The following is a 14,310-nucleotide window of genomic DNA, read 5'->3' on the forward strand; positions in this document are numbered from 1 at the left end:
GGCCGCCGAGCGCGTCATACCGCCCAACAGTGGACGCGGGCCCGACCTCAGCCGTGTTGTCCGCGGGCCGCGCCAGCATTAGCGCCAGCCCGACCGCCCAACCGACCACCACGCCGGCCATTGAACCGGTCACCGGTGCGCGCGAGTGTCGAGCGCGACAGGGCGCGTCGCACCGAGACTCGTCCGACGATCACCGGTGGTGCGGTCCGTCCGCAAGTCAGTGGCCAGCATCGCCACAGCGATCGTCAGCCCGTACACCACACCACTCGCGATCCCGCCGAACACCAGGTTGAACGCGAACCCAGCCACCAATCCCGACACCCACGGTGTCAGGGGTGCCCACGAGGATGCGGTGTGGGCGCGGAATCCAGTCAGGGATGGACCACCATCCCAAATACCTGGCGCCAACACCACGCCCGGCGCGCCCTCACCGCTGGCCAGAACCACCACCGTCGCGACCGCCCCGATACGCGCGCCCCTCATGCGCCAACCCGACGACTCCCGGTGCAGATCCCGGCCGCCCATCAACCACTCCGCCCGACGCCCCCCAATGCCGGCCAGCGGGCCACCACAACAGGAAGACACCACACCGATGTGCGACAAGCACCCGGACGGGGAACAGCATGACCGCTACCGCGTCCGCACGATCACGACCGTCACCCCACCCGCCGTCGTCCCCGACCGTCTGCCGGAGACGACATGACCGTCCTGATCGATGTCCGCCGCCGCATCTGCGGCTGCGGACATGCCGGCGACGAACACCGCCAATCACCGCTCGGCATCGCCGCATACGGCGGGCTTGGGCCATGCATGCGCCAGACTGTGACTGCGTGATGTATCGGGTTCACGCCGCGAGCCGCTACGCCCTCGTGTGGCACCAAAGCCACTCCCACGCGGTCAGCTGGATCGGCGCCTACCAGCCGCCAGTACTGGTCGAGGGCCTACCGACAGTCAGCGCCGCCGCGCGACCCCACGGCCGATGGGGTTACTGCGCAGACACCTGGCGTGGCGGCGACCTCCACACGATCGACGAACAAGGCCTCCTGATCGACGGCTGCTGCTGCACCTGCGGATACCACGGATTCGACCACGGCCGCCACGAAGACGCCGCGGTGCTCGCCGAGCTCCCCCCGCTGATCGAGTGGACCGTCGCGCACACCAAGCGCGCGGACCTCATGGAACTGGTACCGGTACCGCCGCTGGTCGACGAGAACCTCGGGCCATCGCCGGTGACCATGCGGATCGGCGCAGCCGACCTGACGGTCACCGACGACAACGACGGTGACCCGCTGCAACGGGGCGAGCGGTACGTGCTCGACCTGCGCCGAACCGGGATGCGGATGACGGTGCACGCATTCCTCCGGACCCAGTCGCTGGTCAACGACGACGAGACCGCGCTGGAGACGCACGACGTGCCGCAGGTGCGTGTCGACGTGGACCGGCCGCCTGAGCGCCAGGTGGTGACAGTGAAGGTCGGCGACGCGCGTGCGGAGCTGATCGACGGGAGCGGCCGCCATGGGTAACTGCCGGCGCGGCCGGCAGCGGCCCATCCCGTTTGACTGCAAGCGAGCGCCACGGCACGAGGGGGAGTGCTCGCCGTACACGCTTGCGCCGAGCGGCAACTGGCTGACTGACGGTTTCACGCCGTGCGGCGAGGGTGATCCATCCGGCGAGCGTGAGATCAGCGATGGGCTCCCGGACGGCGACCAGGTGCCGGTCGACGAATCTGCGCAGTTCAGACGTGGTGTCTGACTCGCAGGACAGGTCAGGACCTGAGGGCACTCAACGACAAGGTGCTCAAAGTCGCCGATGAGAACGGGTAGCGGCACCGGGTCACCCTCGACACCAACATCACGCGATCGACCGTCACGGTCGTCAACCTCCCACGCGCACCCTGATCGCGCAGCCAGCTTGCCGTGCGCCCGCCTACCCGAAGGCGCTGTCACCGCCGCAGCCGCGGGCACCGCAACAACTGTCGCGGCGCCCACCGCACGTGGAAGCGAAAAGCCGTGACCGAGGCCAAGGCCCGAACCCGGGTTCGCCCCATTTCACACAACCCCACTACCAAGGGAAACCGTCATGACATCCATCGACACCCCGCTGAGCCGTGAGCTGGCCGAGGCCGCGTTCACGGCGTGCAAGACCCAGTTCGCGGACTGGTTGGAGCCGTGGGAGCTGGCCGGTCAGCAGGAGCCCCCGCTGTGTGGGTCGCCGGAGCTGATCGAGCGGTTCAACGGCAAGCTGCACTGGGCGATCGTGTGGCGCGACGGGCCGCAGGGCTGGGAACAGCACGCGTTCCAGGGCTGGCTGGACGTCCCCGCCTACAAGCGGCTGCGCCTCGATGGCGAAACCCCGAAAGACGCGGCGCAGAAGGCAAGCCGAAACTCCACGCCGGTCCCACCCGGCGTGTTCCCGGAGCCGATCACCAACGGCGCGCTCGGCCTCTACCCGGCGGTGACCTGGTGAACCCGGAGGACGACCCGATCCCGAACGTGCTCAGGGAGATCAACCAGGAGCAGGGCCTGGCGGCCGTGGTGTCGCGGTGCCGGGCGTACCTGGAGCCGACGATCGCCGCGGGTGCGACGAGGCCACCGGTGTGCCGGACGCGGCAGTTCGTGCCCGCGTACGGCGAGCGGCAGTGGCCGGCGTTCGGGCGGCCGGGCGGCTCGCCGCAGTGGACGCGGCACGCGTCCGTCGGTCCGCGCAACACCGTCGCCTACCGCCGCGTCGTCAACGAGGGCATGGGCGAGGACGAGGCGGCGGTCAAGGCCATCCGCAACCGTGTCGACCCGACGGCGGTCGTCGCGTTCGAGCCCATCGACCCGGTGGCGCTTGCGCTGCTCCCGAGGGAGCCGGCCGCATGCGACCATTGACCGTGTTCATGCTGCCGTGCAGCGCCAAGAAGTCGAGCCACCCCGCGCCGGTGCGGAAGCTGTACATCGGGTCGACGTTCCGGCAGCCCTTGCCGGTGGTCACACGCGAGGCGGCGTTGACGGCCATCTGGGGCTACGACACCCGTGTGCGGGTGCTGTCCGCGAGACACGGCCTGCTGAGGTTGAACGAGGTCATCGCGCCGCACGAGCAGCGCATGGAAGACCTGGACACGGCGGCGACCGCCGTGTTGAGGTCGCTGGTGTGCGGGCAGCTAACCGAGCTGGCCGGCAAGCACGACCAGGTTGAGATCTCGGCGTTTCTGCCGCGCGCCTACCTGCGCGGGCTGGCCGGCGCTGCCGCTCTCGCCGGCCACCTCGTGACCGACGTGTACAAGGGGTGCCGCGGCATCGGCGACATGCGGCACCTGATCGCGTCGATGCGGGACACACAGCAGAACGAGCTGCCCGGCATCCCGAAGCCCCGCCTGGCCTGCTCGGAACCGCTCGTTGCCGGCGGCCGTGCAGGCTGACTGGCCGGTGTGCCGGTGCGGCACGACCCCCGAGTCCGTCGGGTTCCTGCCGTGCGACCGCGACGGGAACACCACGAGGCCGGCGGGTTGGTCAACGACGAAGGTACCCTCGCCGGCCACCTGTTCTTCGGCCTGGTGGACGGCGCATTCCACGCTTTGCTGGAGCGGTACGAGCTGGACACGCCCGACGATGCCGGCACCCGCGACTGGGTGAGCGTCACCGACCCCGCCCCCGACCAGGCGCCACTCGCGATCACTGGCAGCGACACGAGCGCCGTGGCCCACGCATCGAATAAGGAGAACCACCGCGGCCGATAACCCTCCGGCCGACGTCATGTCGGCCCTGTTCGCGGCGGCAGACCGCCGCATCGTCGCAGAGCAACCGTTCGACCGTGCCGAGTGGGAGAGCGGCGCCGCGACGGTGACGCGCAACCAGTTCACGCTGCGCCGGCTGCTCGCCCAAGCGCTGTGGGCCATGGCCCCGTGCGACTGGCCCGCCACGGACGTCATGCGGGTCGAAGCCGGGACCTACCGGGACGCGGACCTGGCCGGCGAGTGCGGCAACTGCTGGCCGTGCTCGTCGACGACGTGCCCCGTCCAGGTCGAGCACACGATCATTAACCCGAGAACCGGCACCTGCGACAAGGACAACTGGAACCAGCGGTGCGCGGCGGGCGCCGCCACCACGTCCCCGCTGGCCGCACACCAGATCCACGCCTGGTTCGCGCTCCGCGCGGACACCGACTACGTCACCGAAAAGCCCGATCCGGAGGACCCAACGAGGCACCGACTCAACGACACGCTGCGCGACACCACCTGTCCGATCATGGCTGACCGGATGCAGGACAAGCTCCGCCGCGAACACGCCAGCGTCAGTGGTGCGGCGATAGTCAGCCACACCACCAGCGTCGAGATCGACCAGCGGCACCCCGGCCCTGGACACACCGGCTAGGCCGATCCGCCTTGGCACCAGGAGTTCGGCGCGCCCGAGGACACCCTCAACATCGAAGACCTGGACGGCGCCCCGAGCAGCGGTGAAGCCACCCGTGGCTGCCGGCCGACCTGACCCCGGACCAGATCTGGGCGAGGCCAACCCGTCGGGCCGCGCCGCGCACCCGCTGGGCGACATCTACAGCGACGCCTTCCACGACGCACATCGCGCCCTGGTGCCACGTGTCGCCGCCGACTACACCGCCACCACGGCAACGAACTGGAGAGACGATTGCGATGCCCGAGAACACTGAGGCCACGCGCCGGACCCTCGCTGCGCTGGGCGCGGCCGTGACCGCTGAGTTGGACCCCACCTACACCCTGATCTACGCCGAGAGCGACCGTCTGCCCACCGATGTCGTCGCCGCGCTGGTCCGAGGCGAGAACGAGTGGGAGACCCAAGGCGGGGAAGGACTAACCCAGTGGAAATGCGACATCGTCGACACCGCCGCCCGTCAGGTGGTGGACGACCTCACCACGCAGGTCATGCGCCGCTGGGAACGCGCCGATGACACCACCTACCCGAACCTGCTGGAGGAGTGGAGCACCAGCCTCGCGCGCGACGCGGTCATCGAGACCGTGCGCGACCGTGACGAGTCGACGTGGTTCGACGACATGGTCACCCGGCACGGCGCGGTGCTGCTACGGGTCGGGATCGCCACAATGGACGAGGACGCCGGGCTGAGCCACAAGCCGTTGCCCCCACGAAGGTTCCTGGACCTGCTCGGGTTCGCCCACACCGAGCACAACCTGACGCGGGCGGCCGAGGTCGTGGACAACGCCTCGCCCGAGTTCAGCGTCGTCATGGGGTACGCGCTGCTCGGTGCCGACCTGGCCGACATCGTGCGCCTGCCCGGCGACGGTGCCCGGACCGTGCAGCTGCGCAACCCTCACATATGGTTGGGCAGCCCGTTCACCGGGTCCGGGTGGTGCAGCGATGAGCCCTTCGACGGGACCTTGACGGTCCACCGTGGCGACCTGCGCACCGATGAGGACGCGTTCGGCCACTCGTGGGAAAAGGTTGCCGGCGGCACGAGTCCGAGCTACTTCTCCAGTGGCTCGCTGGTCCCGGTCGAGCCGGAGCCGGCGGGCCGAGGACGCCACCGCGAGCCAGTGAAGCGGACCTGAGCGTGACCAGGCAACACAGGATCGATGTCACCGCGCGGTCACCGGCTGCAGGTCGTTCCGCCGGACCTGCTGCTGGATCGGACAAATCCGGGGTCGCGCCGGGAGTGCGTAGTGTCCGACGGTGGCGGCCGTGCGGGCGACGTCGGGCCCAGCAGAACCGGCAGGCGAGCCGGGGATGCGGGTGAAAGTCTTCGGGGGCCGGACTGGTCGTGCGCGGTGAGCTCGGGCTTGTGCCGGGGCGGGAAGGCCAGCGCGAGCCACATCCGACGTGACGGCGTCTCGCGCGCCGGGCCGCCACCGGCGCGGGTGAGCAATTCGTCCAGCAGCGCCGGAATCGCGCCCTGGTCCCGGTCGTCGCCGCTGCCCCAGACCGGTGACCGCGGGTGCCGTAGCCCGCCCGTCGCGCGGGTGGTTCTGCCAACCCGGATTCACCGACCGGCGATGATCCACTGCTCGAGCAGTTCCGCCAGTTCCGGCAACGTCATCCCGCTCAACCCGCGGCCCCGGGGTGACGCGATCGAGTAGATCGAAGCCGCCGCCGGGCCCCCTCTGTCCGCCACGACCCGATCGGAGACCCACACCATGACCACCGCCACCATTGCGGAGCCGGCGAGCTGGATCGAAGTCCCCGAGATCAACGACGACGACATCCGCGTCTTCCAGTACGCCCTCGACCTGACGATGCCGCTGCACCGGGTCATCGCCGTGCAGACCGCCCTGTGCCACGACATCCACACCGGCCACAGCACCGTCGGCCTGGCCCTCTACCGGGCGCGGTGCTACGACATCGACAACCCGATCGAAAGCCACGACCTGCTCACCATCACCTACCACCCGATGCCCGTGCCCCTGCCCTGCCAGATCGAAGCCACACGGGTGCTCGCCGAGTTCGACCCAACACCGCTGCGGTGGAAGCAACGTCGCCCCACCGACAGGTGGGTGACCAACCACTGGCCGCAGGCCTCCGACCTGCTCGCACGATACGGGATGAACGACGACGCCATCTCCTGACGCGACCCGGGTTGTCGCCGCCGGGCGACCACCAGTCACGACAACGCGACAACCCCGACCCGCGGCATTGTCGCCGCTCGGTGACAACCTCCTTACCCGCGCCCGCGCTCCCCGATGTGCGGGGGCGCCCTCATGCCCACACTCATTTCGCATCGACAGCGAGCACGATCACGACCAACACCACCACCACGCCGATGCCGCTGGGCGAGGGCGAGCAGTACGTCGAACTGCTCAGCCGCGAGGTGATCGAGGACGAGGCCGCGCCCCCGGACCGGTGTTCCCCGCGCTGGTCGCCGAGCGGGACTGCTGGAACGGTTGGATCAAGCCGTTCGCCGCGAGGTGAGTCCTCCGAACCCCGATGAATGTGTCTAATGATAAAAAAGGTTCGTTGTGAAGCGGAACTTGAGTTTCCCTCATCTTACGTGCTCGCAAGTAGAGGGGCTATTCTACACGCTCGGACGAAAGCTCAAGCGAGTGTGTGTCCGAACTTACCGAAATTGCCGGCGAGCTCAAAAAAAACCCCACACGCCTGTTGGCACAGATTTAAGGGAATATTTTGGCTAAGCCAGAAGATTACCGCGTCAATAAGTCAAGTCGAATAAGTCCGATGTCGCTTAAGCGGATTGAGTTAATCAACTACTCCGAGAGGTAGGCGAGCCGTTTGTAAAAGTAAGCCAACTAGACGAGTCGGCTGCGACATCAGGGATATGGGTTGGTAATGTTAGTCAAACGCCGCAACAGTTATGCTCAACCTGCTCGCGTTAACTTCGGACCCGCTGCTGTGCGACCCCTGCCACTTCGAGGGAGACACGATCCTCTACTTCGAGGAAGGCGACCCAACCGCCCGCATCGAAGTCACACCAGACGAGCAAGGCCGCTACCCGCTCGGCGCGGGCAGCTGGGATTGGTTCCTGTCGGTGCGCACCGATCCCGACGGTGACGCGGCGCAGTTGGCCGACGCCGGCCGGCTCTATCCGCAGGACGGCGAGATCCTGGTGACACAGGGCATGCCGGGCCGCGACCCGGTATTCCCAGCGATCCCGCAACCGGGCTTTCACCAGATCCAGCGGCTGGTGCCGTTGTTCCGCCGTGAGGTCGCCGAAGTCGTGGTCGCCTGGACCAACGACGTCTACCGCAGGCACCCACACGGCTCGGTGCGGGCGCACTGGATAGGCGACGAGATCGAGGTGCTCAGCGCCATCGACTGCCACCGCGAGTGGCACTCGTACGACTGGATCTGCGCCGATAAGAACGGGCGCTACAGCATCGCATCCTGCTGGGTGTGGACGCGCCTCGATTGACCCGCCACGCGATGATGGCACCCACGCCCCGGTCGGAGCGCGGACGCACGCCATGGTCACCCGTCACGATCGCCAGGAGCCAGCCACCGACCCTCGTGCACCCGGCTCGCACACCTCTCGGCAGGTCTGGCCCAGTAATCTCCGACGCAGATGCGAACGGCACAATCGATCGCAAACGATGCGGCCCGGCGCCCCCGCCTCGGCGGGGGACGTCATCAGCTTCTGCTCGTGCGACTGTGCTTACGCCGCCGCAGCACCGATGGACTGGTGCGCCTGTGGCGAACCTGGGGGACGTGCTGACCGCACTGGGCCAGGTCGCCGTGACCGTCCAGCGCGGCCACCACCGTCAGCCATGCGAGCACGGACTCAGCACGGCCGGCGCCGAGCTGGCCGAGGCAATGGCCGGCAGCAGCGACTGGGAGGCCGGCCAGGCGATGGAGCAGTTGACCACCGCCGGCAAACACGACCACTGAGATGCACGAGCTGCCGCACGCCATCGCCGGCAAGGTGAACGCCGTCCTGGGGCGGCTCGTCAACCCCGACAGCAACCCAGCCCCCTCGGGCTCGCGTCGGCATACCGGCTGAACATGCTTGACCCAGAACAGTTCTCATCCATCCAAACTGGACTTTCGCCCAAGACGCACCAGCTGCTCGATCCCGGCGACGGCACCTCCAAAGACGACCGGACATCCACCACCTGAACAACCACAACCCACAAGGGGACATCATGGCCACGACGACCGACCACCAGCAGAAGCTGGAGGCGGCGCAGGCGCTTCTCGACGAGTTGATCGCCCAGCGCATGCCCCCCACCGGCAGCAGCACGCTCGCGATGGCGCTGCGAACGCTGCTAATCGGCGTGTGCCACGGCGACGAATCCCGCCTGGACATCCTGCTCGCCGAGGCCGCCGCCACCAACCGCACACTGGTCGAGTGCCTGCCGACGCTGCGGGAAAAGTGGGCGCTGGCAGCAGAACGCAGTCGTGCCAGCTTCCTCCTCGACCTGAACAGCCTCGACTCGCTCGAACTGAGGCAGAACGACGACGACGAGTTCATGATCACCGTGCGGGACGACCACATCGGCTACGACTCGCGTGAGGCAACGGCGCGATTGAGCACCGACGAGCTGATCGAGTTCGTGCGGCGCGTCGCGGCGCAGTCGGGCCTACGCGGCCGGGGCGCCGTCACTGTCGACGACACAGTGGCCACGGAATGATCATCGGCAACGAGACCGTGACCGCACCGCACGACCCGGCGCCGAGCGCCACAGTCAACATCAGCGAGGGCGGCCCGGCGGGCACTACTGGACGTGTGAGACGTGCGACACCAAGCCATCGCTGCTCTTACCGAGGGCAGCTCACGTGAGCCGAACTGGTGAACGCCTTGATCGCGGACACCGCCCGGGCAACCTCCACACTGGCACTGTGGCCGGCGGCAAACGACGCCACTACGTGGCAATTCCACTATGTAGGAGAACGCGACCGGTGTCCTTCGTCGGACTCAAGACTGCACGTGTGGCACCTGCAAGTGACGCTGTGGACGGAAGTTGACGCCCTGGTTGTCGCAGGCGACCGCGACCCGGGCGCCGAGTGCCTGCGGCCGTTGATGTTCATCCGCATCCCCAGCCCAGGCGGTGGCCGACGCGCTGCACCGGGCTGAACACCACGGCACCTGCGCGCATCGGTTCCCCTTCGGCGGCTGAGGCGGCGGGGAGCTCGCGCCCGCTGGCCGCTTCTGGCGAACGGACCCGCAACCGGTCGACCAACTACGCGACGGCTACCACCCTGCGGTCCCTAGCCGTGCCTGCACCCGTCACACACGGAAGGATCATGATCGACATGACCGAGAACACCACCGCTCCTGTCGTCGTGCACGCGCGCACCGCCACCTATCGGGCGCGCGGGATGGCGCGCGTCGGCGGCTACGGCGTGATCGTGGACCGCCTGCTGGCCAATCCCGCCGAGTACGGCATCACCGACGAGGGTGACGACCGCAACTGGGACGCGATCCACCACGGCGCCCAGGTCTACGCCAGCGAGCAGGCCGCTGTCGAGGCCGGAGCCCAGTGGATCCGCCGCACGCTCGGTGAGCAGGGTCTGACCCTGGAGTGGGTGCAGCAGTCGTTGTTCCCGCGCCTGATCGAACTCGCCCGTTTCCTCGGTGTGGACGCCTCGTGTTGGTCGATGGACCAGCGCGTCGGCTTCGGCTGGAGGATCATCGAGCACACGCCCAGCGGCCCGCGTCAGATCGGCCCGGGCAACGACCACACGTGGTGGGAGACCGCTGGCCGCATCCAGGGCATGATCGACATGTGCGTCGAGATGCAGCGTGCCCGCGACGACAGCGAGCGTGGACGGTGAGCGCCGAGACCCTCGTCGCAGAGATCCGTAGCCGCCTTGCCACCCTCGACCCGGCCACCCTGACCGAGCGGCAGGCCCGCGCCACGGCGCTGGCCCTGCGCGAGCTCATCGCCGCGCGTGAGCACGAGATCACTGCCGCGACCGTGTTGGCCTCACTGCTGGAAGCCACCTACACCGAGCCCGGCTCAGCCCGCGAGGACCCGGCGGCGACCTCGGTCACCGCCAAACGCGGCACGTGGGTAGAGATCACCGCCGCCCTGCACGATGGCCGCCGCGTCCGGTTGGGCGGCATGGTCGCCGCGCTGCGGATCCTGCCCCGCAGTCGTTACCCCGCGCGCCCTGAACGCGTCGCGGTCGAGCTGGTCGAGCCGAACCTGCGCGAGGCCGCCGCCGCACCCTGACCCCAACATTCCCGCTGATCGTCAGGACCGCTCGCACCTGCCGTGGGCAGTCCCTCTCGAGTGCTCCCACCCCCGCCTCACGGCCACTGTCGTGGGGCGGGGGATGACCACGGATATGACACGAGCACGAGCGCAGTTCGGCGACAGGACGGTCTGCACCGAAGCCCGCAACGGCATAGTGGCGGAGATGTTCCGAGCCGCCTCCAGCGGCGACGCCTGATCGGTGCGCTATCCCGCCACCGTGATCTACCAACGTGCCATCGTAGTTACGCGCCGATCGACCATTACCCAGCCGGGCCCGTCACATCGACGGACCAAGACTGACCCACGCCCGCCACCCCAGGGTTCGTCGCGCAGGTGCGTACTGAGGACATGCCCGGCGACGACCGGCAAGGGCCTATACCGCTCGTGCTGTGGACCCGGGGGAGCGCGTCGAATGCTCCTGCGGACCGGCCTTTCACAACTCGGATTGGCACTACGACGACCACATGACCGTTCTGCTGACCGCGCTGGTCATCGGCGGTCCCGACGGCTCCGAGCCCGTTGAGATCGACATCGAGTGACGGTGGCGGTGACCACCGCAGGCGAGCCGCTGGCGGCCACCCTGACCCGGGACCGCGTCGCCGCCATCGCAGTCGAAAACAGACCGGACTGTGACGGCGGTCCACGAGGGGCCTGCAGTACCGCTACACCAAGGGACGCACGTATCGGGGCTGCCGTTTCGGAGAGCACGGCCTCGCTCGCTGTATGTCCGCGCGCACCGCGCCAAACGGCTACACGACGGCCAGGGACGCCGACGCCGGTCTTGCTCGACGAGAAGTACCGACCGGCCAACAGATCGGAAAACATCATGACCGCGAAGCCACCGCCCATCCGCAGATCGCCGCGAGCATGGACGCCGCCCGCCGCGAAGCCGAGCGGTGGCACAACCAGATACACGCCGCGCGACACGGCTACTGCCCTGCGCCGATCAACAAGAAGCCCTTCGACATGTACGACGTCCACAGCGCCACTATCGCCGGCGCCGCGCCGCTCCACACCGCCTCTTCGTGGCTGGCGAGACCGACACCACAGCGTGGTACGTCCGGTGCAACCACCCAGCCCCCATCTGGCCAGAGACTCGCGTGTTCGTTGCCGCCGACACGCCGTGCCGGAATGGTGACAAGACCAATGACTGATCGGCCGAGGAACGTGCCTTCGTCGAGATTCACGTCGGCTACGACAACGCAATCGGATCGCGGGCTTGATGACCGAGTCGAATCAACCAACGAGTCCACAGTAGACCCGGGTTCGAAGACAGGAACCTAGGCAGCAACGCACAGTTGCGCGACATAGCGGCGATCGCCGTCGCCACGATCGCCGAGGTCGGCGACAACATCAAGGAAGCGCTGCGCCCTGTCGATGTCACGCCCGAATTCCCAGCTGAATACCGGCGCTCTGCAGCGGTCTGGGGCGCCCCGGCTGGGGCGCACCCCCAAACTGGCCGGCGCGGAACCGCAGCGTGCCGCGAAAGCCGCCGTTGAACTGCCGCAAGTCCCGCCGCCAACCGTGCCGGCCAGCGTGCCGGACCGAGCACTCCGATCCCCAATCCACGCAAGCACACCGCGCCCGCTGACCACGGAAACAGTCGACGCAATTCGTCGGCCGCCCTGACGCGGGACACGCACCCCAGCGCCGCGACGGCACCGCACCAGCGGGTCGAGGCGCTGTGGCCAGTGCGTCCCCCTCAGGACAACCAGACGAAACAACCCCATATATGCACGGATGTGCTGGTTTCTCCGACATCTCTTCCCCGCCGTCCTTCGCCTGAAATGGAGCCACCACGATGACCACGACCGAACGCGCCCTCGACAACAACACCCCGTCGCGCGTCGCGTCCCCGGACACCTCCACACACGACGCGGACACCCACGAGATCACGCTGGTCCTGCCGACCAGCGCGCAGGAGGTCAAGGACTTCAAACTGCTGCACGTCGACCCCGACGAACTGGTCATCGGGCGCAACGCCCGCGCGTTCAAGCACGAGGACCTGGACCCCGACTTCGTGCACGACCTCAGTGACCGCGGCAACTATGTGCCGATCATCGCCCGGTTCGACGCACACGGGCAGTTGGTTGTCCGCGACGGGCAGGTCCGCACGCACGGCCTGCGCGAGGCCAAGCGCCTCGCGGTCGACAAGCACGGCGATGAGAGCACCTGGCACAAGGCGCTGGTGCTGGCGCAGGAGCACGACATCACCGACGAACGAGCCGCGGAGATCGAGCGCCTGGTCGAGCAGCACGGCGCGAACTTCCTCCGGTTCGCCATGACCGAGGCCGACCACCTGCGCACGGTCCAGGGACTACTGGAGCTCGGCGTCGAGCCCGAGAAGGTCGGCAAGAAGCTGCGGCTCAAGGCCAACGACGCCGCTGTCCTCGTGGCGGTCGCGAAGAGCACCCACGCCGCCGAACTGGCCCACCAGGGCGTGCTGGGGTTGTCCGAGAGCGCGGTGATCGCCGAGTTCGAGGCCTTCGGCGACGAGAACGAGGCGGTCGCGGCGCTCACCGAGGTCGCGCAGTCCAACCCGCGCCACCTCCACCAGACCGCCCAGCGGCTTCGTGAGGCGCGCACCGAGCGGCTGGCGGTGCAGATTGCGGCCGCGGAACTGGCCGCGCAGGGCGTGACGGTGATCGAACGTCCGGACACCCTCTACGGGCCGCAGATTCGCCAGATCGCGGACCTGCGCCCCACGGCCAGGACCCGGCCGGGCAGCACACTGAGCGTCAAGCGCCACTCCACCTGCCCCGGCCACGCCGCCTTCCTGTCGTTCCGCCGCACCTGGCAGGACCGGGAGGGCGCGGTCACCGTCATCCACGTCTGCACCGACTTCCAGAAGCACAAGCACGCCGAGCGCAACGCCGAGCCGGGCCAGACGCTTCTCGAGGGCCCCACGAACGCCACCAGCGGCGGCGGCACCCAGCAGGGCCCAACGACCGCCGAGAAGAAGGCGTACCGCAAAACGGTGATCGCCAACGGCAAGGCGTGGGACTTGGCCACGATCAAACGGATGGAGGCGCTGGAACTGTTCGCCAAGCGCCGCAGCCTTTCCCAGGCAGAGGACACCTGGCTGGAGGCGATGCGAGCCACCAGCAGCCGCTACGCCGACGCCGCGAGCAAGGGCCACCGCCTCGCGCTCAAGCTGCTGGGCTGGGACACCAAGTTCGCTGGCTACGGCAACAAGCCCTCGCTCCGGGCCGAGATCCTCAAGGCCAAGCCGGAACGGGCCCGCATAATCAGCATGGTCATGGTGCTCGCCGCAGTAGAGCAGGGCGCCAGCCGCCGCACGACGTGGGAGAACCCTAGCGACGAGGAGATCGCCTACTTCGCCAAGCTCCAGACGCTCAAGCTGCAGACCATGGAACCCACCGGGCTCGCCGACTGGGAGCTCTCCGACGTCGAAGCCCTGGTGCTCAACCGGTCCGCACCCGTGGACGCGGCCGTCATCGCCGCGGTGGTCGACGAGCTCGAGGTCGAGGCCACCCCGGACGACGAGGACGGGGACACCGACCTCGACGACGGCGACACGCCCGAGGCCTTGCACACGCCGGCCACCGTGATCGACACCGAGACCCGGGCGGTCGAGCACGACCATGAGCTGGCCCCGGACCAGTGATATCGCCGTGATGGCCTCGCCGCGAGCATCGGCCGCTGCGCTCGAATTTCCTCGACCATGGAGT

General features: G+C 68.4%; 17 protein-coding genes. 16 read left to right on the forward strand and 1 reads right to left on the reverse strand.

Translation table 11 applies throughout. The features are described from left to right. Positions 1-699 precede the first annotated feature (699 nt). The 15 genes from KUTG_RS65615 (at position 700) to KUTG_RS60165 (ending at position 11,157) form a co-directional block, all read left to right on the forward strand. The gene (locus tag KUTG_RS65615; RefSeq protein WP_255360997.1) at positions 700-834 is read left to right on the forward strand and encodes a hypothetical protein; all 135 of its coding nucleotides are present in this window, start codon (positions 700-702) and stop codon (positions 832-834) included. Further along, a complete protein-coding gene (locus tag KUTG_RS60155) occupies positions 831-1,523 on the forward strand; it encodes a hypothetical protein (RefSeq protein WP_157495391.1) in 693 nt (230 codons plus the stop codon). The genes KUTG_RS65615 and KUTG_RS60155 overlap by 4 nt, the downstream gene beginning before the upstream one ends. Before the next feature lie 556 nt (positions 1,524-2,079). After that, complete coding sequence (locus KUTG_RS51265; protein WP_043727386.1) at positions 2,080-2,466, forward strand: hypothetical protein; 387 nt, start codon at positions 2,080-2,082, stop codon at positions 2,464-2,466. Then, positions 2,463-2,873: a hypothetical protein gene (locus tag KUTG_RS51270; protein WP_043727389.1), complete on the forward strand. Its 411-nt coding sequence runs from the start codon at positions 2,463-2,465 to the stop codon at positions 2,871-2,873. The genes KUTG_RS51265 and KUTG_RS51270 overlap by 4 nt, the downstream gene beginning before the upstream one ends. Then, on the forward strand, positions 2,861-3,403 hold the full coding sequence (locus tag KUTG_RS51275; RefSeq protein ID WP_157495392.1) for a DUF6884 domain-containing protein: 543 nt from the start codon (positions 2,861-2,863) through the stop codon (positions 3,401-3,403). The genes KUTG_RS51270 and KUTG_RS51275 overlap by 13 nt, the downstream gene beginning before the upstream one ends. Before the next feature lie 51 nt (positions 3,404-3,454). Then, complete coding sequence (locus KUTG_RS51280) at positions 3,455-3,721, forward strand: hypothetical protein (RefSeq protein ID WP_157495393.1); 267 nt, start codon at positions 3,455-3,457, stop codon at positions 3,719-3,721. A 16-nt stretch (positions 3,722-3,737) separates the two neighbouring features. Beyond that, positions 3,738-4,355 (forward strand): hypothetical protein, encoded by a 618-nt coding sequence (locus KUTG_RS51285; protein ID WP_043727394.1) that lies wholly within the window; start codon positions 3,738-3,740, stop codon positions 4,353-4,355. A gap of 275 nt (positions 4,356-4,630) precedes the next feature. Then, positions 4,631-5,521, forward strand: a complete 891-nt coding sequence (locus KUTG_RS51290; RefSeq protein ID WP_043727396.1) for a hypothetical protein — start codon at positions 4,631-4,633, stop codon at positions 5,519-5,521. 582 nt (positions 5,522-6,103) lie between these two features. Beyond that, on the forward strand, positions 6,104-6,532 hold the full coding sequence (locus KUTG_RS51295) for a hypothetical protein (RefSeq protein WP_043727398.1): 429 nt from the start codon (positions 6,104-6,106) through the stop codon (positions 6,530-6,532). Between the two features lie 743 nt (positions 6,533-7,275). Then, positions 7,276-7,833, forward strand: a complete 558-nt coding sequence (locus KUTG_RS51300) for a hypothetical protein (RefSeq protein WP_043727400.1) — start codon at positions 7,276-7,278, stop codon at positions 7,831-7,833. A gap of 275 nt (positions 7,834-8,108) precedes the next feature. Further along, complete coding sequence (locus KUTG_RS51305; protein WP_043727402.1) at positions 8,109-8,306, forward strand: hypothetical protein; 198 nt, start codon at positions 8,109-8,111, stop codon at positions 8,304-8,306. A 254-nt stretch (positions 8,307-8,560) separates the two neighbouring features. Continuing rightward, positions 8,561-9,049, forward strand: a complete 489-nt coding sequence (locus KUTG_RS51310) for a hypothetical protein (protein ID WP_043727403.1) — start codon at positions 8,561-8,563, stop codon at positions 9,047-9,049. Between the two features lie 613 nt (positions 9,050-9,662). After that, positions 9,663-10,193 (forward strand): hypothetical protein, encoded by a 531-nt coding sequence (locus KUTG_RS51315; RefSeq protein WP_157495395.1) that lies wholly within the window; start codon positions 9,663-9,665, stop codon positions 10,191-10,193. Then, positions 10,190-10,594 carry a hypothetical protein gene (locus KUTG_RS51320; protein WP_043727408.1) on the forward strand — a complete coding sequence of 135 codons (405 nt, stop codon included), beginning with the start codon at positions 10,190-10,192 and terminating at the stop codon, positions 10,592-10,594. The genes KUTG_RS51315 and KUTG_RS51320 overlap by 4 nt, the downstream gene beginning before the upstream one ends. 413 nt (positions 10,595-11,007) lie before the next feature. Beyond that, the gene (locus KUTG_RS60165; protein WP_157495396.1) at positions 11,008-11,157 is read left to right on the forward strand and encodes a hypothetical protein; all 150 of its coding nucleotides are present in this window, start codon (positions 11,008-11,010) and stop codon (positions 11,155-11,157) included. Positions 11,158-11,547: 390 nt separating this feature from the next. Here KUTG_RS60165 and KUTG_RS60170 read toward each other — a convergent pair whose 3' ends face one another. Further along, on the reverse strand, positions 11,548-11,805 hold the full coding sequence (locus KUTG_RS60170) for a hypothetical protein (protein ID WP_157495397.1): 258 nt from the start codon (positions 11,803-11,805) through the stop codon (positions 11,548-11,550). 614 nt (positions 11,806-12,419) lie between these two features. Here KUTG_RS60170 and KUTG_RS51325 point away from each other — a divergent pair. Continuing rightward, positions 12,420-14,246, forward strand: a complete 1,827-nt coding sequence (locus tag KUTG_RS51325; protein ID WP_043727410.1) for a hypothetical protein — start codon at positions 12,420-12,422, stop codon at positions 14,244-14,246. Positions 14,247-14,310 lie beyond the last annotated feature (64 nt).

The organism is Kutzneria sp. 744 (assembly GCF_000568255.1).
GTDB lineage: Bacteria > Actinomycetota > Actinomycetes > Mycobacteriales > Pseudonocardiaceae > Kutzneria.